The organism is Microbacterium oleivorans (assembly GCF_023715745.1).
Classification (GTDB): domain Bacteria; phylum Actinomycetota; class Actinomycetes; order Actinomycetales; family Microbacteriaceae; genus Microbacterium; species Microbacterium oleivorans_D.
The window spans coordinates 819448-843700 of sequence record NZ_JAMBOV010000001.1; the positions used below are offsets into that span (position 1 = coordinate 819448).

At 71.3% G+C, this 24253-nt stretch carries 24 protein-coding genes; 16 read left to right on the forward strand and 8 right to left on the reverse strand.

What is annotated here, in order from left to right:
- The first annotated feature begins 4 nt into the window (after positions 1-4).
- The 5 genes from cofG to M3190_RS03850 are packed head-to-tail and all read left to right on the forward strand — an operon-like array spanning position 5 to position 6158.
- Positions 5-2254, forward strand: a complete 2250-nt coding sequence (gene cofG / locus M3190_RS03830) for a 7,8-didemethyl-8-hydroxy-5-deazariboflavin synthase CofG (RefSeq protein ID WP_251578482.1) — start codon at positions 5-7, stop codon at positions 2252-2254.
- Positions 2251-3720: a flavin-containing monooxygenase gene (locus tag M3190_RS03835; protein ID WP_251578484.1), complete on the forward strand. Its 1470-nt coding sequence runs from the start codon at positions 2251-2253 to the stop codon at positions 3718-3720. Before cofG ends, M3190_RS03835 begins: the two co-directional genes overlap by 4 nt.
- Entirely contained in the window at positions 3717-4727 is a 1011-nt protein-coding gene (gene fgd, locus M3190_RS03840) for a glucose-6-phosphate dehydrogenase (coenzyme-F420) (protein WP_251578486.1), read from the forward strand. Before M3190_RS03835 ends, fgd begins: the two co-directional genes overlap by 4 nt.
- Entirely contained in the window at positions 4724-5323 is a 600-nt protein-coding gene (cofC, locus tag M3190_RS03845) for a 2-phospho-L-lactate guanylyltransferase (RefSeq protein ID WP_251578488.1), read from the forward strand. The genes fgd and cofC overlap by 4 nt, the downstream gene beginning before the upstream one ends.
- 4 nt (positions 5324-5327) lie before the next feature.
- The gene (locus M3190_RS03850) at positions 5328-6158 is read left to right on the forward strand and encodes an aldo/keto reductase (protein ID WP_251578490.1); all 831 of its coding nucleotides are present in this window, start codon (positions 5328-5330) and stop codon (positions 6156-6158) included.
- 15 nt (positions 6159-6173) lie between these two features.
- Here M3190_RS03850 and M3190_RS03855 read toward each other — a convergent pair whose 3' ends face one another.
- Both M3190_RS03855 and M3190_RS03860 read right to left on the reverse strand, forming a co-directional pair.
- Positions 6174-7343 carry an RtcB family protein gene (locus tag M3190_RS03855; RefSeq protein WP_251578492.1) on the reverse strand — a complete coding sequence of 390 codons (1170 nt, stop codon included), beginning with the start codon at positions 7341-7343 and terminating at the stop codon, positions 6174-6176.
- A gap of 362 nt (positions 7344-7705) precedes the next feature.
- On the reverse strand, positions 7706-8272 hold the full coding sequence (locus M3190_RS03860; RefSeq protein WP_251578493.1) for a TetR family transcriptional regulator: 567 nt from the start codon (positions 8270-8272) through the stop codon (positions 7706-7708).
- A gap of 85 nt (positions 8273-8357) precedes the next feature.
- Here M3190_RS03860 and M3190_RS03865 point away from each other — a divergent pair, with 85 nt between their 5' ends.
- The gene (locus M3190_RS03865) at positions 8358-9482 is read left to right on the forward strand and encodes a zinc-binding alcohol dehydrogenase family protein (RefSeq protein ID WP_308222233.1); all 1125 of its coding nucleotides are present in this window, start codon (positions 8358-8360) and stop codon (positions 9480-9482) included.
- An 8-nt stretch (positions 9483-9490) separates the two neighbouring features.
- Here the strand turns inward: M3190_RS03865 and M3190_RS03870 are convergent, their stop codons facing one another.
- Complete coding sequence (locus M3190_RS03870; protein WP_251578495.1) at positions 9491-10279, reverse strand: siderophore-interacting protein; 789 nt, start codon at positions 10277-10279, stop codon at positions 9491-9493.
- Between the two features lie 110 nt (positions 10280-10389).
- Here M3190_RS03870 and M3190_RS03875 point away from each other — a divergent pair, with 110 nt between their 5' ends.
- Genes M3190_RS03875 through M3190_RS03890 form a run of 4 tightly spaced genes read left to right on the forward strand, consistent with a single transcriptional unit; the run spans position 10390 to position 14120 of the window.
- Entirely contained in the window at positions 10390-11376 is a 987-nt protein-coding gene (locus M3190_RS03875) for a siderophore ABC transporter substrate-binding protein (protein WP_251578497.1), read from the forward strand.
- The gene (locus M3190_RS03880) at positions 11373-12362 is read left to right on the forward strand and encodes an ABC transporter permease (RefSeq protein ID WP_251578499.1); all 990 of its coding nucleotides are present in this window, start codon (positions 11373-11375) and stop codon (positions 12360-12362) included. Before M3190_RS03875 ends, M3190_RS03880 begins: the two co-directional genes overlap by 4 nt.
- A complete protein-coding gene (locus M3190_RS03885; protein WP_251578501.1) occupies positions 12355-13368 on the forward strand; it encodes an iron chelate uptake ABC transporter family permease subunit in 1014 nt (337 codons plus the stop codon). The genes M3190_RS03880 and M3190_RS03885 overlap by 8 nt, the downstream gene beginning before the upstream one ends.
- Positions 13365-14120, forward strand: a complete 756-nt coding sequence (locus tag M3190_RS03890) for an iron ABC transporter ATP-binding protein (protein ID WP_251578503.1) — start codon at positions 13365-13367, stop codon at positions 14118-14120. The genes M3190_RS03885 and M3190_RS03890 overlap by 4 nt, the downstream gene beginning before the upstream one ends.
- Here the strand turns inward: M3190_RS03890 and M3190_RS03895 are convergent.
- From M3190_RS03895 to M3190_RS03905, 3 genes are read right to left on the reverse strand one after another with little or no spacing between them, the layout of a single operon-like run.
- Positions 14117-14329, reverse strand: coding sequence for a hypothetical protein (locus M3190_RS03895; protein WP_251578505.1), 213 nt, complete (start codon positions 14327-14329; stop codon positions 14117-14119). The genes M3190_RS03890 and M3190_RS03895 overlap by 4 nt on opposite strands.
- Before the next feature lie 20 nt (positions 14330-14349).
- Entirely contained in the window at positions 14350-15309 is a 960-nt protein-coding gene (locus M3190_RS03900) for a DNA-3-methyladenine glycosylase 2 family protein (RefSeq protein ID WP_251578507.1), read from the reverse strand.
- A gap of 37 nt (positions 15310-15346) precedes the next feature.
- On the reverse strand, positions 15347-16072 hold the full coding sequence (locus M3190_RS03905) for a winged helix-turn-helix domain-containing protein (protein WP_251578509.1): 726 nt from the start codon (positions 16070-16072) through the stop codon (positions 15347-15349).
- A gap of 424 nt (positions 16073-16496) precedes the next feature.
- Here M3190_RS03905 and M3190_RS03910 point away from each other — a divergent pair, with 424 nt between their 5' ends.
- Positions 16497-16796 carry a GNAT family N-acetyltransferase gene (locus M3190_RS03910; RefSeq protein WP_251578511.1) on the forward strand — a complete coding sequence of 100 codons (300 nt, stop codon included), beginning with the start codon at positions 16497-16499 and terminating at the stop codon, positions 16794-16796.
- A gap of 5 nt (positions 16797-16801) precedes the next feature.
- Here the strand turns inward: M3190_RS03910 and M3190_RS03915 are convergent, their stop codons facing one another.
- Positions 16802-17134, reverse strand: a complete 333-nt coding sequence (locus M3190_RS03915; protein WP_251578513.1) for a hypothetical protein — start codon at positions 17132-17134, stop codon at positions 16802-16804.
- Between the two features lie 119 nt (positions 17135-17253).
- On the opposite strand from M3190_RS03915, the gene M3190_RS03920 reads away from it, so the two are divergent.
- The 5 genes from M3190_RS03920 to M3190_RS03940 are packed head-to-tail and all read left to right on the forward strand — an operon-like array spanning position 17254 to position 23608.
- Entirely contained in the window at positions 17254-17511 is a 258-nt protein-coding gene (locus M3190_RS03920; RefSeq protein WP_251578514.1) for a hypothetical protein, read from the forward strand.
- 39 nt (positions 17512-17550) lie between these two features.
- Positions 17551-17868 (forward strand): DUF2277 domain-containing protein, encoded by a 318-nt coding sequence (locus M3190_RS03925; RefSeq protein ID WP_251578516.1) that lies wholly within the window; start codon positions 17551-17553, stop codon positions 17866-17868.
- A gap of 46 nt (positions 17869-17914) precedes the next feature.
- A complete protein-coding gene (locus M3190_RS03930; protein WP_251578518.1) occupies positions 17915-19396 on the forward strand; it encodes an MFS transporter in 1482 nt (493 codons plus the stop codon).
- A gap of 55 nt (positions 19397-19451) precedes the next feature.
- Entirely contained in the window at positions 19452-20600 is a 1149-nt protein-coding gene (locus tag M3190_RS03935) for an exonuclease SbcCD subunit D (RefSeq protein WP_251578520.1), read from the forward strand.
- Entirely contained in the window at positions 20597-23608 is a 3012-nt protein-coding gene (locus tag M3190_RS03940; protein ID WP_251578522.1) for an AAA family ATPase, read from the forward strand. The genes M3190_RS03935 and M3190_RS03940 overlap by 4 nt, the downstream gene beginning before the upstream one ends.
- Here M3190_RS03940 and M3190_RS03945 read toward each other — a convergent pair.
- Positions 23593-24252, reverse strand: coding sequence for a response regulator transcription factor (locus tag M3190_RS03945; RefSeq protein ID WP_251578525.1), 660 nt, complete (start codon positions 24250-24252; stop codon positions 23593-23595). The genes M3190_RS03940 and M3190_RS03945 overlap by 16 nt on opposite strands.
- Position 24253 lies beyond the last annotated feature (1 nt).

Here is a 24253-nt window from a genome sequence, read left to right on the forward strand (position 1 = left end):
CGCCATGCCCCAGCTCGACGACACCCTCACCGACCCGGTCGAGGCCGAGCGCCTGCTCGCCGCGACCGGGCGGGAGCTCGACGCCCTCCTGACCCGAGCGGCGGCGATGCGCGACGCCGGCCTCGCCGCGGCGGGCCGTCCCGGCGTCGTGACGTACTCGCGCAAGGTGTTCCTGCCGCTCACGACGCTCTGCCGCGATCGGTGTCACTACTGCGCCTTCGTCGACACCCCGGCGCAGCTGCTCCGCAAGAAGGCGCCCGCTTACCTCGACGACGCTCAGATCCTCCGCATCGCCCGGGCGGGGGCCGCGCAGGGCTGCAAGGAGGCGCTGCTCACCCTCGGCGACCGCCCCGAGGACCGCTGGCCTGAGGCTCGCGCGTGGCTCGACGCGCACGGCTTCGCCTCGACGATCGACTACGTCGCCCACGCGGCACGCCTCGTGACGGCAGAGACCGGCCTCCTCGCCCATGCGAATCCGGGGGTCATGTCGGCCGACGAGCTCGCGGCGCTCCGCCCGGTCTCGCCGTCGATGGGGATGATGCTCGAGACCACCTCGCGTGCCCTCTTCGAGACACCGGGCGCCGCGCACTTCGGTTCGCCCGACAAGGACCCCGAGCTCCGCCTCGCCGTGATCGAGGACGCCGGGCGCGCCCGCATCCCGTTCACGACCGGCATCCTCGTCGGCATCGGCGAGACCCGTGCCGATCGTGCGGCTTCCCTGTTCGCGCTCCGCGACTCCCACGCGCGGCACGGTCACGTGCAGGAGGTCATCGTCCAGAATTTCCGCGCGAAGCCGAGCACGGCCATGCAGGGGAAGCCGGATGCGGGCCGCGACGCGTACCTCGCGGCCATCGCCGTCGCCCGACTCGTCCTCGGACCCGACATGCGCATCCAGGCGCCGCCGAACCTCTCCGACCCGGGCGAGCTCGCCTCGCTCCTCGCCGCGGGGATCGACGACTGGGGCGGTGTCTCGCCCCTGACCGCCGACCACGTCAACCCGGAGCGACCGTGGCCGCACGTCGACGACCTCGCCGCCCACACGGCGGCGGCGGGCTTCGAGCTCGTCGAGCGATTGACCGCCCACCCCGAGTACCTGCGGTCACGAGAGGGATGGATCGATCCCGCCCTCCACGCCGCCGTCGCACAGCTCGCCGACCCGTCGACGGGTCTGGCCCGCCAGACGGGAGTCGTTCCCTCCCGTCGTCGTCGCGGCACGGTGCTCCTCGAGACCGCGGCATCCACCCCCCGCGAGCTGGATGCCGCCGACTGGGAGCACCTGCTCACGGCGACCGGCGACGACCTGGAACGTCTTGTGCGCACCGCCGACGACGTCCGGCGGACGACGATCGGCGACACCGTCAGTCTCGTCGTCAACCGCAACCTCGCCTCGTCCGGCCTCCACCGTCTGCCGGTCGGACCGGGCGCGTTCGATCTCGCCGACGCCGGGGCGATCGCGTGGGATGCCGCGTCGCTCGGCGCGACGGAGCTCTGCATCCAGGGTCGCCTCGATCACACCGAGGACCCCGCGCTCTACGTCGACCTCGTGCGCGCCGTGCGTGCGGCTGCGCCGTCGCTGCACCTGCACGCGTTCCGACCGCAGGACGTCGCCGACCTGGCGGACCGGACGACCATCGGGGTCCGACATGCCGTCGCGGCACTTCGCGACGCCGGCGTGGGCACGATGCCGGGCACCGGTGTGAAAGTCCTCGACGACGACATCCGACGTCGTATCGCCCCCGAGGACCTCGAGGTCGACCGGTGGCTCGAGATCGTCCGCACCGAGCACACGCTGGGCATGCGCACGAGCTCGGTCCTCTTCTACGGACACGTCGAGTCGGCCGCGGATCGGGTCGCGCATCTGCTGACCCTCCGCGGTCTGCAGGACGAGACCGGTGGGTTCACGGAGTTCGTCCCCATTCCGCTCCCCGGCGGGGGAGCACGCGTCGCCGACCGGTCGGAGCTGGACGAGCACCGCGCGATGGTCGCCGTCGCGCGATTGCTGCTGAACGACGGCATCCGCCACATCCAGATCCCCTGGACCCGTCATGGCCGTGCCGTCACCGCAGAGCTGCTGCGCAGCGGCGGCGACGACCTCGGCGGCACCCTCCTCGACGGGCGCGTACGCCCCGACGCCGGGGTCGAACAGGGACTCGAACTGCCCTTCGCCGACGCATCGCGGCTGGCGGGTTCGCTGCGTCGCCGACTGCGCGAGCGCACGACCGTCTACGGCACACCGGCCGAGGCGGCCGCATGAGCGGTCACGCCGAGGTCGTCGTCGTCGGTGCGGGCTTCGCCGGTGTCCTGGCGGCGATCGAGCTGCGCGAGGCCGGGCACGAGGTCGTCGTGGTGGAGCGGGCCGACCGGGTCGGGGGGACCTGGCGCGAGAACGTCTACCCGGGTGTCGCGTGCGACGTGCCCTCGCACCTCTACAGCCTGGAGCGACACCCGAACCCCGCATGGTCGGCCGAGTTCGCCCCGGGCGCGGAGATCGCCGCCTACCTCGACGCCGTCGTCGACCGCGAGGGTCTGCGCGACGCGATCCGTTTCGGGACGGAGATGACGGATGCCGCCTGGGACCCGGTCTCCCAGCGGTGGCGCCTCGCATTCTCGGGCGGCGGACCCGACACGGCCGACGCGCTGGTCCTCGGCTGCGGGCGGTTGTCGCAGCCGCGCATCCCGGATGTCCCCGGGCTCTCGTCGTTCCCGGGTCCGGTCGGTCATACAGCACGATGGGATGAGACCGAGCCGGTCGCCGGTTCCCGCATCGCCGTCGTCGGCACAGGATCCAGTGCCGCTCAGCTCGTCCCCGAGCTCGTCCGGTCCGGCGCTGAGGTCGTCCTCTTCCAGAGGTCGCCGGCGTGGGTGCTCCCGCGCGGCGATCGCCCGTACGACGCGCGTGACGCCGAGCGGTTCGCGGTGCCCGGCGCGGTCGCCCGCGAGAGAGCGAGGCTGGCGGCGGGCGACGACGAGCGATTCGCGGCGCGGTCTGGGCGAGGGACGGCATCCGCTCGGGCACGGCGGGCGGCGCTCGCGCACCTGGCGGCGGGGGTGCCCGATCGCGCCCTCCGTCGTGCGCTGACTCCGGCGTACGCCTTCGGCTGCAAGCGCGTCGTGCTCTCGGACACGTTCTACCCGACCGTTGCGGGGGATGCCGTGACGCTCGAGGCCTCTGCGCTCGCGTCCGTCGCCGGGCGCCGACTCGTCGGAGCCTCCGGTGGGGTCCACGACAGGATCGATCGGATCGTCCTCGCCACCGGGTTCGAGACGACCCGCCAGGCGTACGCCGACATCGTGCGCGGCGAGGGCGGACTGACCCTCGCGGAGCACTGGAAGGACGGCATGAGCGCCGTCGCCTCGACCCTCGTCGCCGGCTTCCCCAATCTCTTCGTCATGAACGGCCCTCATTCCGCTCTCCCGCACGCCTCCTCGCTGCTCGTCCTCGAGCAGCAGGCTGCGTTCATCCGCCGGATGATCGGCGGCGGCGTCGTCGTCCGGGTCGACGCGGATGCCGAGGCGCGCGCGAGCGCCGATGTCGCCGCACGCGCGGCCGGCACGGCGTGGCTCGCCGGCTGCGGGAGCTGGTACCTCGACGACCGATCCGGCGGGGTCGGTGTCCTGTGGCCCGGCACGGTGGCCGACATGGCGGCCGCGATGGCGGATGCCGAACGCAGCGCAGTGTCACGGACCGAGCGATCCGTGCTGACAGGAGGATCCCGATGAGCATCCCGATCCGATTCGGATACAAGGCATCGGCGGAGCAGTTCGGCCCGCAGGAGCTCCTCGACTACGCGGTGGCCGCCGAGGACGCCGGCTTCGACAGCGTCTTCATCTCCGACCACTTCCAGCCGTGGATGCACGACGGCGGTCACGCTCCGGCCGCCCTGCCCTGGCTGGGTGCGCTCGGCGCCCGCACCTGCCGCATCCTGATGGGCACCTCCGTCCTCACCCCGACGTTCCGCTACCACCCCGCCGTCGTGGCGCAGTCGATCGCCACCCTCGCGGTGCTGAACCCCGGACGCATCGTCCTCGGCGTCGGCACCGGTGAGGCACTCAACGAGGTGACGCTGGGCCTCGACTGGCCGGAACCCCCGGAGCGTTTCCAGCGGCTCAAGGAGTCGATCGCGCTCATGCGCGAACTGTGGGAACACGAGCGGGTCACGTTCGACGGAACGTTCTGGAAGGTCGAGGACGCCACCGTCTACGACCGCCCCGACCGGCCGGTCCCGGTCTACATCGGCGCCGCCGGCCCCGCGGCGGCGCGGCTGGCCGGGCGCATCGCGGAGGGGTTCATCACGACGAGCGGAAAGGACCGCGCCCTCTACACCGACACTCTGCTGCCCGCCGTCGCCGACGGGGTCGCCAAGGGGGAGCGGGATGCCGAGGAGGTCGACCGCATGATCGAGGTCAAGGTGTCGTACCACCCGGACCTCGAGAAGGCGCGCGAGCGCACCCGCTTCTGGGCTCCGCTCGCGCTCTCGGCCGAGGAGAAGATGGGCATCCACGATCCGCGCGAGATGCAGCGGAGAGCGGCGGCGCTGCCGATCGAGCGCGCGGCGTCCCGCTTCATCGTGTCCGACGATCCCGACGAGCACGTTGAGCGGATCGCGGAGTACGTCGAGATGGGCTTCCGGCACCTCGTCTTCCATGACCCGGGGGCGGACCAGTCGGCGTTCCTCCAGCGGTACGCCGACGACATCCTGCCGCGATTGCGCAGGAGGTTCGGGTGAGGGAGCGTGGCTGGGCCGTGATGATCCCGGTCAAACCGGCCGTCGACGCGAAGTCGCGGCTCGGCGACGACGTGCCGCGCGGTGACATCGCCCGCGCACTGGCGCTGGACACGGTCGACGTCGCGACGCGCACCCCGGGGGTGGCGCGCGTACTGGTCGTCACGGCCGATGCGGCGCTCGCCGATCTGCTTCCCGGCGGCGTCGAACTGATCCGCGAACGTACGGCGGTGGGCATCGACGCAGCCCTCGCCGCCGCATCCGCTCGGGTCGGTCTGCGCCGCCACCGAGCGTCGCTGCCCGCCGATCTCGCCGCCCTCGCCCCCGGAGAGCTGGCGGCGGCGCTGGCGATGGCCGCGATGGTGTCGCGCGCGGTGATCCCGGATGCCGTCGGTGACGGCTCGACCCTCGTCACCGCGCGCGCAGGCACGGCATGGGCATCGGCGTACGGTCCCGATTCGTTCTCGCGCCACGTCGCGCTCGGCTGTCGGCCGTTGCCGGTGCGCGCGACCTCGGGACTGCGGTGGGACCTCGACACGCCGGACGATCTGGCGCGACTCCTGCCGCGAGCGGGGGAGCGGTTGCGGGGCGTAGCGTGAGCACATGGTCACCATCCCCACCGTCTCCCTGAACGACGGCACCGCCTTCCCCCAGCTCGGTCTCGGCACGTACAACCTGCGTGACGAGGAGGGTACGCAGGCGATCGTCGCCGCCATCGAGGGCGGGTACCGCCTGCTCGATTCCGCGGTCAACTACGAGAACGAGCGCGAGGTCGGCGAGGCCGTGCGGCGCAGCGGCATCCGCGACGAGCTTCTCGTGACGACGAAGGTCCCCGGGCGAGACCACGGCTACGACGAGACTCGGCGCAGCGCCGAGGGGTCGCTCGAGCGACTCGGGCTCGATCGCATCGACCTGTACCTGATCCACTGGCCGAACCCGAGCGTCGACAAGTACGTCGACACCTACCGTGCGATGGTCGACCTGCAGAAGGAGGGGCGCGTCGGTTCGGTCGGCGTCTCGAACTTCACCGAGCCGATGCTCGCCCGCATCATCGAGGCGACCGGCGTCGTCCCCGCGGTGAACCAGGTCGAGCTGCACCCGTATTTCCTCCAGGCGCACCTGCGGGCGTTCCACGCGTCGCAGGGCATCCGCACCGAGAGTTGGAGCCCGCTCGCGCGTCGTTCCGAACTGCTGAGCGAGGAGGTGGTGGCGGACACCGCCGCCGCGCACGGTGTGACGCCGACGCAGGTGGTGCTCCGCTGGCACGTGCAGCTGGGCAGCACCCCGATCCCGAAGTCCGCCGACCCGGCACGTCAGGCCGAGAACGCCGACGTGTTCGAGTTCTCGCTGACCGACGACGAGGTCGCCGCGATCTCCGCCCTCGAGCGCGGCCGCCTGTGGGACGGCGACCCCGACACCCACGAGGAGATGTGAGGGCCGCCGCCCGCGTCAGTCGCCCTTCACGTTGACGAGCTGGCGCAGTGTGTGCCGGATCTCGACGAGGTCCGAGGCATCTGCCATGACCCGGTCGATCGGCTTGTAGGCCTGCGGGATCTCGTCGATGAAGGCGTCCGTGTCACGGAACTCGATGCCCGCCATGGCCTCCCGCAGCTGCTCGTGCGTGAAGGTCCGCCGAGCCGCGGACCGGGAGTACTCCCGTCCCGCACCGTGCGGGGAGGAGTTCAGCGACACCGGGTTCCCGAGTCCGGCCACGACGTAGGAGGCCGTTCCCATCGATCCCGGGATGAGGCCGGGCCGGCCCGTGTCCGCCTGGATGGCGCCCTTCCGCGACACCCACACCTCCTTGCCGAAGTGCTTCTCCCGCTCGGTGAAGTTGTGGTGGCAGTTGATCCGCTCGTGCTCCACGACGTCCTCGCCCATCGTCTCGGACAGCTGCCGCGCGACCCGGTCCATCATCTCCTCCCGGTTCAGGAGGGCGAAGTGCTGCGCCCACCGCAGGTGCCGGATGTACGTCCAGAACTCCTCCGTCCCCTCGACGAGGTACGCGAGGTCGGGATCGGGCAGGTCGATCCACCACTGCTTCGCGAGCCGCTGAGCGACACCGATGTGGTGGGTGGCGATCTTGTTGCCGACACCCCGGGACCCGGAGTGGAGGAACATCCACACCGCATCCGTCTCGTCGACCGAGATCTCGATGAAGTGGTTCCCCGATCCGAGCGAGCCGAGCTGGTTACGCCAGTGCCCCGCGTACGACGCCGGGTCGAACCCGTTCTTCGTCGCGAGCTCCTCCAGCTCGGCGACGCGCGGCTCGGCGGTCGCGACGATCTTCCGGTTGGCGTGGCCCGCCGACAGCGGGATCGCCCGCTCGATCTGCTCCCGAAGACCAGCGAGCTCGCGTGCGACGAGCTGCGTCTTCGTGAACTGCGTGCGAACGGCGATCATGCCGCATCCGATGTCGACGCCGACGGCAGCCGGCATGATCGCACCCAGCGTCGGGATGACCGATCCGACGGTCGCCCCCTTGCCGAGGTGCGCATCCGGCATGAGCGCCAGGTGCGGGTAGATGAACGGCATCCGCGCCGAGGTGCGAGCCTGCTCGACGGTCTTCTCGTCGATGATGCTCGCCCAGGACATGAGCCTGTTCGAGAGCTTCTCCATGGTTCCTTTCCTTCGTGGAGGGCCCGGGAGCCCACGTGTGGAGAGGAACACACGAGAAGACGCCCCGGACCTGTGCGGTGCGGGGCGTCGGACGGTGATGGCGTCAGACGGCGCGCGCCGGAGGGTACGGCTCGTAGCGGAACGGGCGCTGGGTCTCGTTCCGCTGGAGCAGATCACGCTTCTGCGTGGTCATGGCGTCCTCCGGGTTCTCGCCGTGCCGGTCGGCACAGCTTTGCCACGTTAGCGGCCCGGGCGTGTCGCGTCAACGAGAGGCCGTGCGGTGGGGCTCTGCGTGTGGCAGGGCTCATCGCCCTCGCGGTCTTCGCAACTCCGGCGTCGGCTGACACGTTCCGGGGGTGGCGTCACCCGACGCGCAGCACGGCCCGCATCCGATCGAACGCGGCGTCGAGGTGATCGGTGAGCGGCACCTCGTCGACGTCTGACGCCCAGGCATCCAAGGCGCTCTGCAGAGCCTCCACCGTGATGCCGGCCACCGCCGCGGCCGTGCGCTCGTCTTCGCCCCGCGCGGTGAAGCCGCGTCGGATGGCGTCGCGGAGGTCCGCCTGTTTGCGCAGATCGCGTTCGCGAAGCGCCGGCTCCGCGGCGATGACACTGCGGGCGAAGCGGATCTCGGCACGGCGGGGCTCGAAACGTTCGCGGGCGAGCGAGTGCAACCCCTGGACGACGACGGTCATGGGCGCGAGGTGTGCGGGTGCGGTGGCGATCATCCGAGCGGCGAGCTCGGGGATCTCGTCGCCGTCGAAGAACACCTCTCGCTTGTCGGCGAAGTGGCGGAAGAACGTACGCCGTGTCACGCCGGCTCGCGCGACGATGTCGGGGACGGTCGTCGCGGCATAACCCCGCTCTTCGAAGAGGGCGAGGGCCGCGGCGCGCAGTCGTTCCCGGGTGTCCGGCGCCCATCTGGCCATGCTCACAGCCTAGTGATGGCACCAGGTGTCATGAAAGAGCGTACAGTGATGACACCCCGTGACATCATCGACCGAAAGAGCCGCCGTGACCGATCCACAGAACACCGCCGCACTCATGCGCGCACCGCGTGCCCGATTGACGGTGGAGCGGATGCCGATGCCCGAGCCGGCGGCCGACGAAGTGATCGTGCGCGTCCGCGCCGTCGCGGTCAACCCGGTCGACTGGGTCATCCAGGGCACCGGCGCGGTCACCTATCGGTGGCTGCCCGCTCCTGCCGTGCTCGGCTCCGACGTCGCGGGAGAGGTCGTCGCGGTCGGTTCGCAGGTGACCCGATTCCACGTCGGGGATCGGGTGGTCGGGCTGGCGACAGGCACCGACAAGGGGCGCGACTCCCGCCACGAGGGCGCATTCCAGCACTACACGGCGCTCCTCGAGCGGCTCACCGCCCCGATCCCGGACGCGATCAGCGACGCGCAGGCCGCCGTCCTCCCGCTGGGGGTGTCGACCGCGGCGTGCGCGCTCTTCCAGCCGCAACACCTCGGCCTCGCCGTCCACGACCCGGCCGAGCCCCGCACCGCCCGCGGCGTCGTCGTGATCTGGGGCGGGTCGACGAGCGTCGGCATGAACGCGATCCAGCTGGCGCGCGCCGCCGGGTACGACGTCGTGGGCACCGCCTCGCCGCGGAATGCCAACCTGGTGCGCTCGCTCGGCGCTGACGTCGTCGCCGATCACGGGTCGTCCACCGCGGTCGACGACCTCGTTGCAGGCATCGGTGGCCGTCCGGTCCTCGGCGCGGTCGCGTTCGGCGAGACCTCGGCGGCCCCCTGCATCGAGGTCCTCCGGCGCACCGGCGGATCGGTTCTCGTGATGGCGAGCACGCCGGTGTCGCTGGCAGATCTCGCCGGGCGTCGTCGCCTCTTCCCCGCGATGGTGCCGGTCTTCACGAGGCTCGGGCTCCGCATGGTGGCGCTGATGCTGCGCGCCCGATGGGCGGGCATCCGCGCCGGCTTCGTCTGGGGCACGAGCCTCCGCGACGACGGCCTCGGCGACCGGCTCTGGGGCGGATTGCTCCCGCAGTGGCTCGCCGACGGCACGGTGCGCCCGTCGCCCGAGCCGCTCGTGACCGGGCACGGCCTCGAGGCGATGCAGGACGCGCTCGATCGTCAGCGCGCCGGTGTCTCGGCGCAGAAGGTCGTCGTCACGCTCTGACGCCACGCTCAGTGCGGTGCGTGGTACTCGGCCTCGCCGCTCTTCCAGTAACCCTTCACGACGATCTGATCGGATGCCAGGGCCCACCGCTCCAGCAGCAGGCGCCGCCCCGACTTGACGACGCCTTGCTCGGCCGCGACGAAGCCGAACACGTCGCCCTCGGGGCGATTCGCCGGCGACAGCGCATCGAGCGCGGCGGCCAGCGCCGTGCCGGGGAGGGCCGCGCCGCGGTGGACGGAGCTGACGTCCACTCCGCGCGGCGCGGGGATGGGCAGCTCGTGCGCGGCATCCGTCACCTCGATGAGGATGCGGCCGACCGCGTCCTCATCCATCAGTCCGGCGAACCGGCGGATAGCCGGCACGGCGGTCTCGTCGCCGGCGAGGAACCAGGCGTCGGGGCGACCCGACACGAGCATCGAGCCGCGAGGGCCACCGACCCCGATCGTCGAGCCGAGGGGAGCGGATGCCGCCCACGGTGCCGCGACGCCCTGATCGCCGTGCACGGCGAACTCGACCTCGAGCCAGCCGGCCTCAGCATCCCAGGCCAGCGGCGTGTACTCGCGGCTCGGCGACTGTCGGATCGCGTCGAGGTCGGCGGCGGGGTCGTCGGGGAAGAACAGGCGCATGTGGTCGTCGCTGCCCAGGGATGTGAAGCCGCGCAGGTCGTCGCCTTCGAGGCGGACGCGCACGAAGGTGGGCGTCTCCCAGGTCCGTGCCGCGAGGACGGCGCGGCGGAAGCGGAGGTCGAGCGGCTGTCGGTCCAGCCGGAAGGAGGGGGCGGATTTGACGAAGCTCACACAGGTAAGGCTAACCTAAAAACCGCCGGGCAATCGCCCGCGATCCCCTACCGACCGACGGCGCCAGCGTGCTCATACACGCCCGCTCCGTCGACGACAGGAGCAGTCACATGCGCAGCATCCGTCCCCTGACCGCCACCCCGCTCGTCGCCCTCGCGGCGCTCGCCCTCGCCGGGTGCGCCGGCCCGGCACCCGACGCCGAATCGGTCGCCGAGACCGAGACCGAGACCGTCGCCGTCGAGGACAATCACGGCGAGCAGACCGTCACGACGCCGCCGCAGCGGGTCGTCGCGACCGACAACCGGACGATCGCCATGCTCGACGCCTGGGGGATCGACATCGTCGGGGCGCCGCTCGACATCTTCCCGGACGGACTCTCGTTCAAGGACGACCCCGCCGTCGCCAACCTCGGCAACCACAACGAACCCGACCTCGAGGCGGTCGTCGCCGCCGATCCGGACCTCATCGTCAACGGGCAGCGCTTCTCGAGCTACTACGCCGATTTCCGGACTCTCGTCCCCGACGCCGCCATCGTCGAGTTCGACCCGCGCGAAGGTGAGCCCCTCGACGAGGAGCTGCGTCGCCAGGTCACGTCCCTGGGCGAGATCTTCGGGAAGCAGGACGAGGCAGCGGCGCTCGTCGCCGACTTCGATGCCGCGATCGAGCGGGTCCGCGCCGCCTACGACGACACGGAGACCGTCATGGGCGTCATCACCTCCGGTGGCGAGATCAACTACGCCGCGCCGACCACCGGCCGCACGCTCGGACCCGTCTACGACATCCTCGGGCTGACGCCGTCACTGAAGTCCGATGGCTCGACCGATCACCAGGGCGACGACATCTCCGTCGAGGCGCTGGCCGCAGCCGACCCCGACTGGTTCCTGGTGATGGACCGGGATGCCGCGGTCAGCGTCAACACCGATGAGGCGTATACGCCCGCGAACGACGTCATCGCCGGATCCGAGGCGCTGCAGAACGTGACCGCGGTCCGCGAGGGCAACATCGTCTACATGCCGCAGGGCACCTACCTGAACGAGGGGATCGAGACGTACACGACGTTCTTCGAGGACCTCGCGGACGCCCTCGAGAGCCGGTGACCCTCACTCTCGAGCACCCGGTGAACAGGCGCCCGCGCGGGCGCCTGTTCACCTGGCCGCTTCTGCTCGGCGCTGTCGTCGTCGCCGGCCTCGTGGCGCTCTCCCTCTTCGTCGGCGTCTACGACGTGATCGGGGAGGCCGACGGGGCGGAGATGTTCGCGATCACGCGCATCCCGCGAACGGCCGGCCTCGTCCTCGCCGGCGCAGCGCTCGCCATGTGCGGCCTGGTCATGCAGCTGCTGACGCAGAACCGCTTCGTGGAGCCGACCACCACCGGGACCACCGAGTGGGCGGGTCTCGGGCTGCTCCTGGTCATGCTGCTCGTCCCCGATGCGCCCCTCGTCGTGCGCATGATCGGCGCGGTCGGCATGGCCTTCGTCGGGACCATGCTCTTCTTCCTGTTCCTGCGCCGGGTCATGCTGACCTCGTCGATCATCGTGCCGATCGTCGGGATGATGCTCGGCGCTGTCGTGGGGGCGATCTCGACCTTCATCGCGCTGTCGACGAACCTGCTGCAGAGCATGGCGATCTGGTTCACGGGCTCGTTCACCTCGGTGTTGCGCGGGCAGTACGAACCGCTGTGGATCGTGCTCCTCGTCGTCATCGCCGTCTTCGTCGCGGCCGACCGCTTCACGATCGCCGGGCTCGGCGAGGACGTCGCGACCAATGTCGGACTGGACTATCGGCGCATCGTGCTGTTGGGCACGGTGCTGATCGCTCTCGCTGCCGGTGTCGTGACGGTCGTCGTGGGCAACCTGCCGTTCCTCGGACTCATCGTCCCGAACGTCGTCTCGCTGATCCGGGGTGATGATCTGCGGTCCAATCTGCCGTGGGTGGCGCTCGGCGGCATCGCACTGATCACTGTCTGCGACATCCTCGCCCGCATCGTCAACGCACCTTTCGAGGTGCCGGTGTCGCTCATCCTCGCGATGATCGGGGCGGTCGTGTTCATCGGCCTTCTCCTCAGGCAGCGCCGCCGTGGCTGACGTCCTCGCGCTCTCCGGGCCCTTCCCGACGGCGACCCGCGCGCGCCGCTATGCCGTGACCGTCGCGGTACTCGGTGCGGTCGCGGTCGCGGTGGCGTCCGGCATCCTGCTCTGGGACAACCCCGCTCCCGCCGGCAGCGACGGGTTCTGGCGCATCGCGCAGCTGCGCGCGACGAGCGTGATCGTGATCGTGATCGTCGCGGTCTGCCAGGGGATGGCCACCATCACCTTCCAGACCGTCACCGCCAACCGCATCGTGACACCGTCGATCATGGGCTTCGAGTCGCTCTACACCGCCATCTCCACGGCGGCGATCTTCTTCTTCGGTGCCGCCGGTGTCCTGCTGGTGCAGGGGCCCGGTCCATATCTGCTGCAGGTCGCGGCCATGCTCGCCTTCTCGGGAGCCCTGTACGGATGGTTGTTGTCGGGGCGGTACGCCAACGTCCAGATCATGCTCCTCGTGGGCATCATCCTCGGCGGCGCGCTCGCCGCGTTCTCGACTTTCCTGCAGCGGCTGCTGACGCCCACCGAGTTCGATCTGCTGACGGCGCGACTCATCGGCAGCGTCGCGAACGCCGACGCGACCTACCTGCCGATCGCGATCCCGCTCGTCGTCGTCGCGGCGGGCCTCCTGGTCCTCGGCAGCGGACGGCTGAACCTCCTCGGGCTGGGTCGCGAGGTCGCGCTGAGTCTCGGGTCGTCGCAGCGCCGCGACTCGATCCTCGCCCTGCTGCTGGTGTCGGTGCTCATGGCCGTGTCGACCTCGCTCATCGGGCCGATGACGTTCTTCGGGTTCCTCGTCGCGATGCTCACCTACCAGCTCGCCGACACCTTCGACCATCGGCGCATGTTCGCGCTCTCGGCCCTCGTGGGTTTCGTGGTGCTCGGCGGTGCCTACCTCGTCCTGAAGCACGTCTTCTACGCCGCCGGGTCGGTCGGGATCATCGTCGAGATCGTCGGTGGTTCCCTCTTCCTCATCCACCTGCTCCGAAAGGGACGCCTGTGATCTCGCTCACCGCCGTCGAGAAGCGCTACAGCACCGAGGTCGCGATCGGTCCGGTCACCCTCGACCTGCCCGCCGGCGGCATCACCGCACTGATCGGGCCCAACGGCGCCGGCAAGTCGACGCTCCTCACGATGGTCGGACGTCTCCTCGCCGCGGACAGGGGATCGATCTCGGTGGGAGGTCACGACGTCACGGCGACGAAGTCCCGCGAGCTCGCGAAGGTCATCGCGATCCTGCGGCAGGAGAACCATTTCGTCACCCGCCTGACGGTGCGTCAGCTCGTGGGATTCGGACGCTACCCGCACTCGCAGGGCCGTCTCACTGTCGCGGACGAGGAGATCATCGACCGGTCGATCGACTTCCTCGGCCTCCGCGGGCTGGAGGGCAGGTATCTCGACGAGCTCTCGGGCGGCCAGCGGCAGCGCGCGTACGTCGCGATGGTCCTCGCCCAGGACACGGAGTACGTCCTGCTCGACGAGCCGCTCAACAACCTCGACATCCAGCACGCCGTGCAGATGATGAGCCACCTCCAGCGGGCGGCGACGGAGCTCGGACGGACGATCGTGGTCGTCCTGCATGACATCAACTTCGCCGGTCACTACGCCGACCGCGTCTGCGCGATGAAGGACGGTCGGGTCGCCGCCTTCGGCACGCCGGGCGAGATCATCCGCGCCGACGTGCTCACCGACATCTTCGAGACCCCGGTGGACGTCGTCGACGGTCCGCGCGGCCCCCTGGCGGTCTACTACTAGAGCTGCGCGCCGTCGTCGTCGCGGTCGTAGATGCCCTCGTTGCGTCCGCGGCGCGATTCGTACGCGATGAGCCAGCCGATGGAGATGGCCGCGGCCAGCACGAGCCCGACCCACACGTTCTGCAGCACCAGTCCGAACAGGATGCCGCCGACGAACAGCACTACCGTGCCGAGCAACCAGAATCCGCGTCCCCGCTGTCGCTGAGCCATGCCGCAAGCCTAAGCGGCGCTCAGCGGCGGCGGTGATCCTCCGGTGCGAGCCGCGGGCCGCGCCGCGGCTCGACCACCCCGCACACCTCGATGAGGCGGATGACACGCTGTCGGTGCCCCTTCCACGGCTCCAGCAGCTCGCGCATCCCGTCGTCGTCGACGCGCGACCCGGTGAGGGCGTATCCGACGCGGTGCGCGACGTGATAGTCGCCGAAGCTCACGGCATCGGGGTCGCCGAACGCCCGGATGCGGGTCTCGGCGCTCGTCCAGATCCCGACGCCCGGCAGGCTCGTGAAGACGCGGTCGCGCTCGTCACCCGTCGTCGCGGCGACGGCGGCACGCTCGATGGAGGCGCGTCGCCGCGCGGCGTCCGTGATGGTGCGTGACTGAGGCGGCTCGAGGCCTGCGCGATGCCATGACCAGCTCGGGATCATCCGCCAATCCGCCGGCGGAGCGTACATCGGCCGGGGCGTGGGGCCGGGTGCGGGCTCGCCGTGATGGGTGAGGATCCAGCGCCACGCACCGAACGCCTGCAGGCCCGTCACCTTCTGCTCGAAGACGCTGCTCGCGAGGGCGTCGAAGACGAGGTCGGTCGCGCCGATGCGCAGGTCTGGCCGCCGATGATGCGTGGCGGCGATGACCGGATGCCGCGACGCGTCGAAGCCGTCGGGGTCGTCGCCCGCCCCGCACAGCCGTGGCAGCTGATCGAGTGACCAGGCCGCGCCGGGTCCCCACGCGGCCGCACGGACGGTGCGCAGGCCCGGGCGGATCGCGATCGTGGCCACACCCTCCGGCGTCCGCGTCGCGCGCCAGATCACGCCGTCGGCCGTGGTCTGCGACGGGTCGTGCGCGCCGCGCTGCTGGTAGCGGACCGCACCCATCACGTCGACGGGGACGCGGGGTCGGTACTCGGCCTCGAGGGGCTTGAGCGACGAGGGTGCCGCGGGTCGCGGCATCCGTTCGCGCAGTACCGTCCTCATGCCGACACCCTACGTCCGGGGGCCGACAGCCGGCTGATCAGAAGCGGTCGGGCGAGGGGGTGCCGTGGCCGTAGCGGATGACGACGTCGGCGTGACGGTCGAACCGGTAGCCGATGCCGCGCACCGTGCGGACGATGTCCTCGTAGCGGCCGAGCTTCGAGCGCAGGCGGCGCACGTGCACGTCGATCGTGCGCTCGCCGGGAGCGTCGTCGCCGTCGGCGTGGCTCCACAGCGACGAGACGAGCTCGGTGCGCTCGATCGTGCGGCCCTCGCGCAGGACGAGGTACTGCAGCAGCTCGAACTCCTTGAACGTCAGCGACGCGGTCTCGCCGTCGATGTGGACGCGGCGACGGGAGATGTCGATGGTGACGCCGCCGGGGACGTGCTCGTCGAGGGGTTCCTCGGGCTTGGTGCGGGCGACGGCGGCGGGCTCGTGCAGGGCCAGCCGGACGACGTCGACGTCACGGCCGCCTGCGCCGACCGGGGCGAGAGCCACGGTCGCGTGCGTCTCGGCGGAGGGGGCCAGCTCGGCGATGGTGCGACGCAGGGCGTCGACGATGACCGAGAGGCTGACACCGTCGGCGGCGGCCTTCAGCTCGTCGAGGCCGACGTAGAGGGCGAACCCGCGCGGTGCGGTGCCGGCAGGGAGTCCGCTCGACGACGGCGCGGGGCGCGGCGCGACGGGACGGGGAGGAGCGATGTCCTCGACGGCGCGGAGGTGGCGGGGGGCGGTGGGAGCGGAGAGGAGAGCGGAGGTCGACATGGCGATGTCCTTCGAAGGGGGAACCCGGAGCGGGACGCGGGTTCGGGAGTGTTGCGCGGATGGCCTCACTGGGGCCGATGTGCGAGGCCACCGGCATCCGCGTTGTGGGCGGAGGAGCCGGAGCCTCGGGGGTCGGACGACACCGTGTTCAGAAACGGCGGCGCGACCCGGCGGGGATCACCGTGTCAGCGACACATTCGGCAACACATGACAGCACGCTGCGGCATCATGATGCCGGCAGTTCCGTTCGCCTCCCGGGCGGACAGAGTGCGTGCGAAGTCAGTCATGTGGCCGATTATGACGAAGCGCGTCGCCATGTGTCAAACCGCCGCCCCTCGGCAACGTCCGCATGACGGAATGTGACAGATTGCTCAATCCGCTGGGCATCGTCCATGCGAGCGCCCGATCGGCGTACCGTGATCGCATGAGCGAGCTGATGTTCACGGATGAGAAGGATGCCGCGCGCTACACCCTGCATCGCGGCAAAGACCTCGTCAGCGTCCTCGACTACAACGACGACGGTCGCACCGTTGCGCTCACCCGTGCCTATACGATCCCGACGTTCCGCGGGTCGGGCTACGCCGGTGAGCTCGTCCGACGCGCGGTCGCCGACCTCGAGCGACGCGGTGACCGACGGGTCATCCCGGTGTGCTGGTACGTCGCCGACTGGTTCGAGGCGAATCCCGGGCACGAGGCGCTGCTGCAGGAGCGGCGCACCGCCTGACCCGGTCAGGCCTCGCCCGGCCGGGGATCGCGTATCCGCCAGCCGAGCCGCTCGAGCGCGCCCCGCAGGCGCTCGGCCGCTGCGCGCGCGACCTCGATCGATCCGTCCGAGCACACGTCGACCGCCAGCGGCGGCGGGTCACCGAACTTGGGTATCTGCACCTCGGCCCATGCGCCGGGGGAGAGGCTGACGCGCGGGTAGGCGGTCCGCGCGTGCTCGACGACCCCGTCGCACGCGAACGCGATCGTCTCGAGGGCGTCGGGCTTGGCGATCGGCAGGTCGACGACGAGGGTCACCACGAACGGTGCTCCCGCGGTGTCCCGCCCGTGTCCCGACATCCTGGTCTCTTCCCCTCGCCTCTCGTTCGTAGTCGCGATGGCCCGGTGCGGTCAAGCCCGTCGACCCTCGGCGCGGCGCGGTGAACGATGGGCGGACGACGAGGCGCGAGGAGACGGCCATGGATCACGACGAGAACGACCGGACGAGCGAGGCCGCACCCGCCGGCGGCTGGTCGGAGGACGAGTCCTCGATCATCGCCTCGGGTGCGGTGACGAATGAGGAGAAGGAGCAGCAGGATGCCGCCGACCGCGGTCGCGGCGAGGGCGCCCCGATGCCGGACGCCGCTCCCGATCCGTTCGTCGAGAGTGCCGAGATCCAGCAGGGTCTCGATCCCGACGTGCTGACCGACGAGCAGGCGGAGCGTCGCGCCGAGTGACCCTGGCGGCGCCCTGCGAGGCGGCGTACCGTGGCGGCCATGTGCCGCAACATCGTGCCGCTCCACAACTTCGAGCCCGCCGCGACGGACGCCGAGTGCCACGACGCCGCCCTGCAGTACGTCCGCAAGATCAGCGGCATGACGAGACCGTCGCGCGCCAATCAGGAGGCGTTCGACCTCGCCGTCGAGCAGATCGCCGCGGCGACGCGTCAGCTGCTCGACGATCTGGTGTCCGCCGTGCCGCCGAAGGACCGCGATGAGGAGGCCGAGAAGCGACGCGCGCGATCGGCCGATCGGTACGAGGCCCTGCGCGAGTTCCAGGAGCGCAAGAAGGCCGAGCGAGCCGCGGCATCCTGAGCCCGTCCGCCTCGGGTCGCCGCGGGGCCGGTAGCGTGGGACGGTCATGACATCCCCTGCCACCGCCAGCATCCCCCTGTCCTCCTCGCAGCGTTGGCGGGCCTTCTGGGTGTGCGTCTCGGTGGCGGCGTTCACGATCCTCGACCTCAGCAAGGTCAATGTCGGTCTCCCGGCGATCGAGGCGTCCCTCGACGCGACCTCGACCCAGCTGCAGCTCGTCGTGTCGGGTTACATCCTCACCTTCGGCCTTGCGCTCGTGCCCTTCGGCCGGCTCGGCGACCAGCGCTCCCGCAAGGTGCTGTTCATCGTCGGGCTGAGCCTGTTCACCGTCATGAGCGCGGTGTGTGCCCTCGCGCCCACCATCGAGGTGCTGATGGCGGCCCGACTCGTCCAGGGCATCGCCGCCGGTATCCAGATGCCGCAGGTCATGGGCACGATCCAGCAGCTGTTCACGGGCAAGGAGCGCGGCCGCGCATTCGGTCTGTTCGGCGCGACGATCGGCATCGCCACCGCGTTCGGCCCGACCCTCGGAGGTCTGATGATCGCGCTCGGCGGTCCGACCGACGGCTGGCGCGGCATCTTCTGGTTCAACGTGCCGCTGTGCCTCCTCGTGCTCGCCGGCGTGATCTGGATCCTGCCGCAGACCCGTCAGGCCAGCGGCCGCCCCCTGCAGCTCGACCCGGTCGGCATCGTTCTCTTCGGCCTGATGATCGTCTCGCTGATGTGGCCGTTCCTGTTCACGACGGGCTCGCCGGACGACGACCCGAACCGCTGGTGGCTGCTGACCGCCTTCGTCCTCTTCGCGGCGCTCTTCTTCTGGTGGGAGCGGCGGTATGCGGCATCCGGTCGTCAGCCGCTCATCCCGTTCCGGATGTTCCGCATCCGCTCCTTCCGCAACGGCACGCTGGTCGTCGTCGCCTACTTCACCGCGATCCCGCCGATGTTCCTGCTCGGCACGCTCTTCCTCCAGCTGGGCGTCGGGCTCGAGCCGGTGTTCGCGGGCATGGTCTCCATCGGGTTCGCCGTCGCGAGTGCGGCGAGCTCGTACTACGGCGGACTCCTCGTCAACCGCCTCGGTCGCCAGCTCGTGACGATCGGCCTCGTGACCGTGCTGGTCAGCGTGGTCGCGCTCACGATCGTCGCCTTCACGATGCCCCGCGAGACGGTCGCCTACGGGATGGCCGCGGCACTGCTGGTCGCCGGCGCGGGAGGTGGCCTCGTCGTCTCACCCAACCAGACGCTGACCCTCTCCGAGATCGCCGTGCGCGAGGGCGGCCTCGCGGGCTCCGTCGGCCAGCTCGGGCAGCGCGTGGGGACAGCGGTCGGAACCGCGATCGGACTGTCGCTGTTCTACGCGTCGATCTACCGCGAGAAGGATGCCGGGCTCGACTCGCTCGCGGTCTACCACGACGCCTACGCCTACGGGATGGCCGCGGTCGGGGTCTTCCTCGCCATCGCGACCCTCGTCTCGGTGATCGACCTCATCGGCCTGCGCCGCCGCGGCACCGTCGTTCCCGCTGCGGACTGACGCGGCCCCGGCACGCCTCGGCGGCGATGTCGGGGACCCGATCTACCGTGTCAGCATGCGCATCCTGCACACCTCCGACTGGCACATCGGGCGGACCTTCCACGGTCACTCCACGCTCGACGCGCTCCGCGGCGTGCTCGACGAGCTGACCGCGCAGGTGCGCGCGCACGGCGTCGACGTCGTGATCGTCGCGGGCGACGTCTTCGACTCCGCGACCCCCGCCGCCGCGTGCTACACGCTGCTCTCCGACGCGCTCCGCGGCATCGCCGACGCGGGCGCGCGGGTCGTCGTGACGAGCGGCAATCACGACTCCGCGGCCCGGTTGGGTTTCCAGGCGGGGCTGCTGCGCGACGGCATCCACGTCCTGACCGATCCGGATGCCGTCGGCACCCCGCTCACGATCGACGACGACCATGGTCCGGTCCACTTCTACGGCATCCCGTACCTCGAGCCCGCCCTTCTGCGTCACCGGTGGGAGGGCGTCCGCACCCAGGCCGCGGTGCTCGGTCGTGCCATGGACCTCGTCCGCGCGGACCTCGCCGAGCGGCGCGGGCGGTCGGTCGCGATCGCGCACTGCTTCGCCGCGGGTGTCGAGCCCACCCCCCACCTCGAGCGCGACATCCAGCAGGGCGGCCTCGACGTCGTCCCGCTGTCGACCTTCGACGGTGTCGACTACATGGCCCTCGGGCACATCCACGGGCGCCAGCGGCTGGCCGAGAACGTCCGGTATGCCGGCGCGCCGCTGCACTACAGCTTCGGCGAGGGTGACAAGCCGCGCGGGTCGTGGCTGATCGACCTGGACGCCGCGGGCCTGACATCCGTGGAATGGCTCGAGCTCCCGGTGCCACGGCGACTCATGACGCTGCGCGGCTCCTTCGCCGAGATCCTCGAGGGCGAGCAGTACGAGACCGCCGCGGAGGCCTGGGTGTGCGTCGAGTACACCGACGACCTGCCCGAGGCCGACCCGCTGCGCCGCCTGCAGCAGCGGTTCCCGTTCTGCGCGAAGGTCGTGCACGCGCCCGCCGTCGTGCGCGCGGGGGACCGGCGCAGCTACGTCGAGCGGGTGCGGGCGGCGCGTACCGACCGCGAGCTCGTCGAAGCCTTCCTCGCGCACGTGCGAGAGGGGCAGGGGCCGTCCGAGCGCGAGGCGGAGGTCCTCGACGACGTGCTCGACGAGCGGGTGCGCCAGGAGGCGCTCGCGTGAAGCTGCACCGCCTCGAACTCACGGGATTCGGCCCGTTCCGCGAGCGCCAGACCGTCGACTTCGACGCGTTCGACGACGACGGTCTGTTCCTCATCTCAGGGCGCACGGGCGCCGGGAAGTCCAGCATCCTCGACGGGGTGAGCTTCGCGCTCTACGGGTCGGTTCCGCGCTATGAGGGGGGCGACCGTCGGCTGCGCAGCGACCACAGCTTCCTGACCGACCCGACCGAGGTGCGCCTGGAGTTCACGGTCGGCGGCACGCGCTGGCGGGTGACCCGTGCGCCGGAGTACGAGCGTCCGGCGAAACGCGGGGGCGGACTCACCCTCGAGCCCGCGCGGGCGGAACTCGAGGAGTGGGTCGACGATGCCTGGATCGGGCGGGCCGCCAAGCAGCGTGAGGTCGGGATCGCTCTCGATGAGGTCCTCGGCCTCAGCGCCCAGCAGTTCCAGCAGGTGATCCTGCTCGCGCAGAACAAGTTCTCCCGATTCCTCCTGGCCGGGAACGCGGAGCGGCAGCAGCTGCTGCGGACGCTGTTCGGCACGCGCCGCTTCGAGGGGTATAAGGATGCGCTCGAGGACCGTCGGCGTGAGGCGCAGAAGCGACTCGACGACAGCGGCGCGCGCGTGCGCACGCTGCTCGACGTCGCGGAGCGCGAGATCACCGCGCACGCTCTCCATCCGGCCGACGGCGGCGACGCCCCGGTCGACGCGGACCTTCTCGGGAGGAAAGCCGCCGTCGAGCGCGCCGTCGCGCGCGCCGAGTATCGGGTGGAGGCTCGCGGCAACGAGCGCGCGCTCGCGACGACCCGCGCCGAGGTCGCCGTCTCCGAGCATCGGCGTCTCCTGGAGGTCGCCCAGCGCCTCGCCGACCTGCAGACGGCGCGCGGCGACCTCGCTGCCCGAGAGGCGCAGGCTCCGGAGATCGACGTCCTCCGCGCACAGGTCGGACGCGCTCGCGCCGCTGAGGCGCTGCGCGCTCCCGTCGAGACCGCCGCCCGCGCCGCCGGTGAGTGGACGGTCGCGCAGCAGACGCGTCAGACGGCGGAGGACGAGTGGGTCGCCGCCGGCGGGTCCGCCGCGGACGACCTGGACGCCGTGATCGAGGACCTCACGGGCCGCATCGCGCGCGCTCAGGACGCCGCCGAGGCGGAGCGCTCAGCCGCGACACTGACCGACGCCCAGCGCCTGCGCCGGGAGGAGCTCGAAAAGGTCGAGGACGCCCTCCGGGATCTCGATGCCGCCCTGGCTGCCGTGCCCGAGCGGCGCCGCCAGGCGGCGGCCGACCTGGCGCAGACCCGCGCGGTCGCGGATCGGCATGACGACCTCTCCACCGCGCGGGGGGATCTGGCGCCCCGCCTGGATGCGGCGCGTTCCCTCGAGCGACTGACCCCGGCCGCAGCGGCAGCGGAGGCCGCCTACGCGGAGGCGAACGCCCGCTCCGCCTCGGCCTCGGCGCACGTGGGTGAGCTCCTCCGGCGGCGCCTTCGCGGCTACGCGGGGGAGCTTGCGGCATCCCTCGTCGACGGCGAGCCGTGCGCCGTCTGCGGTGCGACGGCGCACCCCCGTCCCGCGACGCACGACACCGCGCACGTCACCGACGACGATCTCGCCGCCGCCGAACGCGCCCGAGACACCGCCGCCGTCGCGGAGCGGGATGCGGCGAAGGCGGCCGCAGCCGCCCGCGAGGCCGTCGCCGCCGCGACCGCATCGTCGGGTGGCCGGGACGTCGACGACCTCGTGACGGCGCTCGAGGGCCTCGACGCGGAGCTCGCTGCGGCCCGCGCCGCGCGCGACCGGCTCGACGGACTCACGAGGGCCGTCGAGCACATCGACGCGCTCGAGGCCGCCGCTCTCGGCGAGGCGACGCAGCTTCGCCGGCGTGCCGGCGCGCTGCGCGAGGAGATCGCCGCCGCCGAGACGGTGCTCGAGACCGCTCAACGGGCGGTGGCGGCCGCCCGCGGTGAGCATGAGAGCGTCGCCGCGCGGATCGCCGCGGACGAGGAGCACCGGCTCCTCGCGACGCGCCTGCTCGACCTCCGGCGCACCGAGCGCACACGACGCGAGGCCGCCCACCTGGCGCAGCGCGACCGTGACGAGCGCCTCGAAGCCTCGGTGTTCGACGCTCCCGCGGACGTGCTCGACGCGCTCCTGCCGGCGGACGAGGCGACCCGGCTCGCCGAGCGGATCGAGGCGCATGCCGCCGGCCTGGCGGCCGCGCAGGCGCGCACCCTCGAGCTCGAGCTCGCCTCCGTCGACGAGACCCTCGACCTCGATGCCGTCGCCGCAGCGGCGGATGCGGCGACGGCCGCCGACGACGCACGCACCGCGGCCATCGCAGCCGAGGCCGACGCGGCGAGCGCCGCTGCCGGACTCCGCGACCTCCTCGCCCGCATCGAGACGGCGGCTGAGGCCGTGGCGACGCAGGCGGAGGATGCCGCTGCCGTCACCCGTCTCGCCGACACGGTCGCCGGCCGAGCGCCGAACACGATGAAGATGGATCTCGAGACCTTCGTCCTCGCCGCCGAGCTCGAGGAGATCGTCGCCGCCGCCAACCTCCGGCTGTCGGAGATGTCGTCGGGCCGGTACACGCTTCGTCATTCCGATGCGCGGCAGGCTCGCGGCGCGGCATCCGGTCTGTCCATCGAGGTCCTCGATGCGCACACCGGGCGGCTCCGGTCGCCGCAGTCCCTCTCGGGCGGAGAGACGTTCCTCGCCTCATTGGCGCTCGCCCTCGGCCTCGCCGAGGTGGTCACGTCCCGGGCCGGTGGCATCCGGCTCGACACGCTGTTCATCGACGAGGGCTTCGGCTCGCTCGATCCCGAGACGCTCGAACTCGCCATGCGCACCCTGGACGAGCTGCGCGCCGGCGGGCGGGTCGTCGGGGTCATCAGTCACGTCGAGGCGATGAAGGACCAGATCCCGGCTCAGCTCGTCGTCGAGGCGACACCGGAGGGACCGAGCGTCGTGCGGCAGGAGGCGCTGAGCCCCGCGGGTCACACCATCCGGTAGCCGACGCCGCGGACCGTCTCGATGCGATCCGACCCGAGCTTCTGCCGGAGGTACCCGACGTAGACGTCGGCGACGTTCGAGCCCGGATCGAAGTCGTACCCCCACACGCGGCTCAGCAGTTGCTCGCGGCTGAGCACGTGGCCCGCGTTGCGGACGAACTCCTCCGCGAGGGCGAACTCGCGCGCCGAGAGCTCGACGCGGGTTCCCGCCACCCGGGCCTCGCGCGTCCGGATGTCGAGGGTCAGGTCGCGGTGCGAGAGGGCGGGGGCGCCACCGCTGTCGTCGTCCTTGCGCATCCGCAGCCGGATCCGTGCGAGCAGTTCGTCGAACCGGAACGGCTTGCCGAGGTAGTCGTCCGCCCCGCCCTCGAGGCCTGCCACTGTGTCCTGAAGCTCGACACGGGCCGTCAGCATGATGATCGGCATCCGCGACCCGCTGCCGCGCAGCTGCTCCAGAACCTGGAATCCGTCCATGCCCGGCAGGTTCACGTCCAGTACCAGCAGGTCGAATTCGTCGGTCTGCGCCAGGTGGAGGGCGTCAGTGCCGGTCGCCGCGATCTGCGTCGCGTACCCCGCAGCGCGCAGCCCCTTCTCCACGAAACCGGCGATGCGCGCCTCGTCCTCGGCGATCAGGATGGATGCCACG

Coding starts and splice junctions, on each gene's coding strand:
- cofG (WP_251578482.1), top strand. CDS start 5: ATGCCCCAGCTCGACGACACCCTCACCGACCCGGTCGAGGCCGAGCGC.
- M3190_RS03835 (WP_251578484.1), top strand. CDS start 2,251: ATGAGCGGTCACGCCGAGGTCGTCGTCGTCGGTGCGGGCTTCGCCGGT.
- fgd (WP_251578486.1), top strand. CDS start 3,717: ATGAGCATCCCGATCCGATTCGGATACAAGGCATCGGCGGAGCAGTTC.
- M3190_RS03850 (WP_251578490.1), top strand. CDS start 5,328: ATGGTCACCATCCCCACCGTCTCCCTGAACGACGGCACCGCCTTCCCC.
- M3190_RS03855 (WP_251578492.1), bottom strand. CDS start 7,343: ATGGAGAAGCTCTCGAACAGGCTCATGTCCTGGGCGAGCATCATCGAC.
- M3190_RS03860 (WP_251578493.1), bottom strand. CDS start 8,272: ATGGCCAGATGGGCGCCGGACACCCGGGAACGACTGCGCGCCGCGGCC.
- M3190_RS03875 (WP_251578497.1), top strand. CDS start 10,390: ATGCGCAGCATCCGTCCCCTGACCGCCACCCCGCTCGTCGCCCTCGCG.
- M3190_RS03895 (WP_251578505.1), bottom strand. CDS start 14,329: ATGGCTCAGCGACAGCGGGGACGCGGATTCTGGTTGCTCGGCACGGTA.
- M3190_RS03900 (WP_251578507.1), bottom strand. CDS start 15,309: ATGAGGACGGTACTGCGCGAACGGATGCCGCGACCCGCGGCACCCTCG.
- M3190_RS03905 (WP_251578509.1), bottom strand. CDS start 16,072: ATGTCGACCTCCGCTCTCCTCTCCGCTCCCACCGCCCCCCGCCACCTC.
- M3190_RS03910 (WP_251578511.1), top strand. CDS start 16,497: ATGAGCGAGCTGATGTTCACGGATGAGAAGGATGCCGCGCGCTACACC.
- M3190_RS03915 (WP_251578513.1), bottom strand. CDS start 17,134: ATGTCGGGACACGGGCGGGACACCGCGGGAGCACCGTTCGTGGTGACC.
- M3190_RS03920 (WP_251578514.1), top strand. CDS start 17,254: ATGGATCACGACGAGAACGACCGGACGAGCGAGGCCGCACCCGCCGGC.
- M3190_RS03925 (WP_251578516.1), top strand. CDS start 17,551: ATGTGCCGCAACATCGTGCCGCTCCACAACTTCGAGCCCGCCGCGACG.
- M3190_RS03930 (WP_251578518.1), top strand. CDS start 17,915: ATGACATCCCCTGCCACCGCCAGCATCCCCCTGTCCTCCTCGCAGCGT.
- M3190_RS03935 (WP_251578520.1), top strand. CDS start 19,452: ATGCGCATCCTGCACACCTCCGACTGGCACATCGGGCGGACCTTCCAC.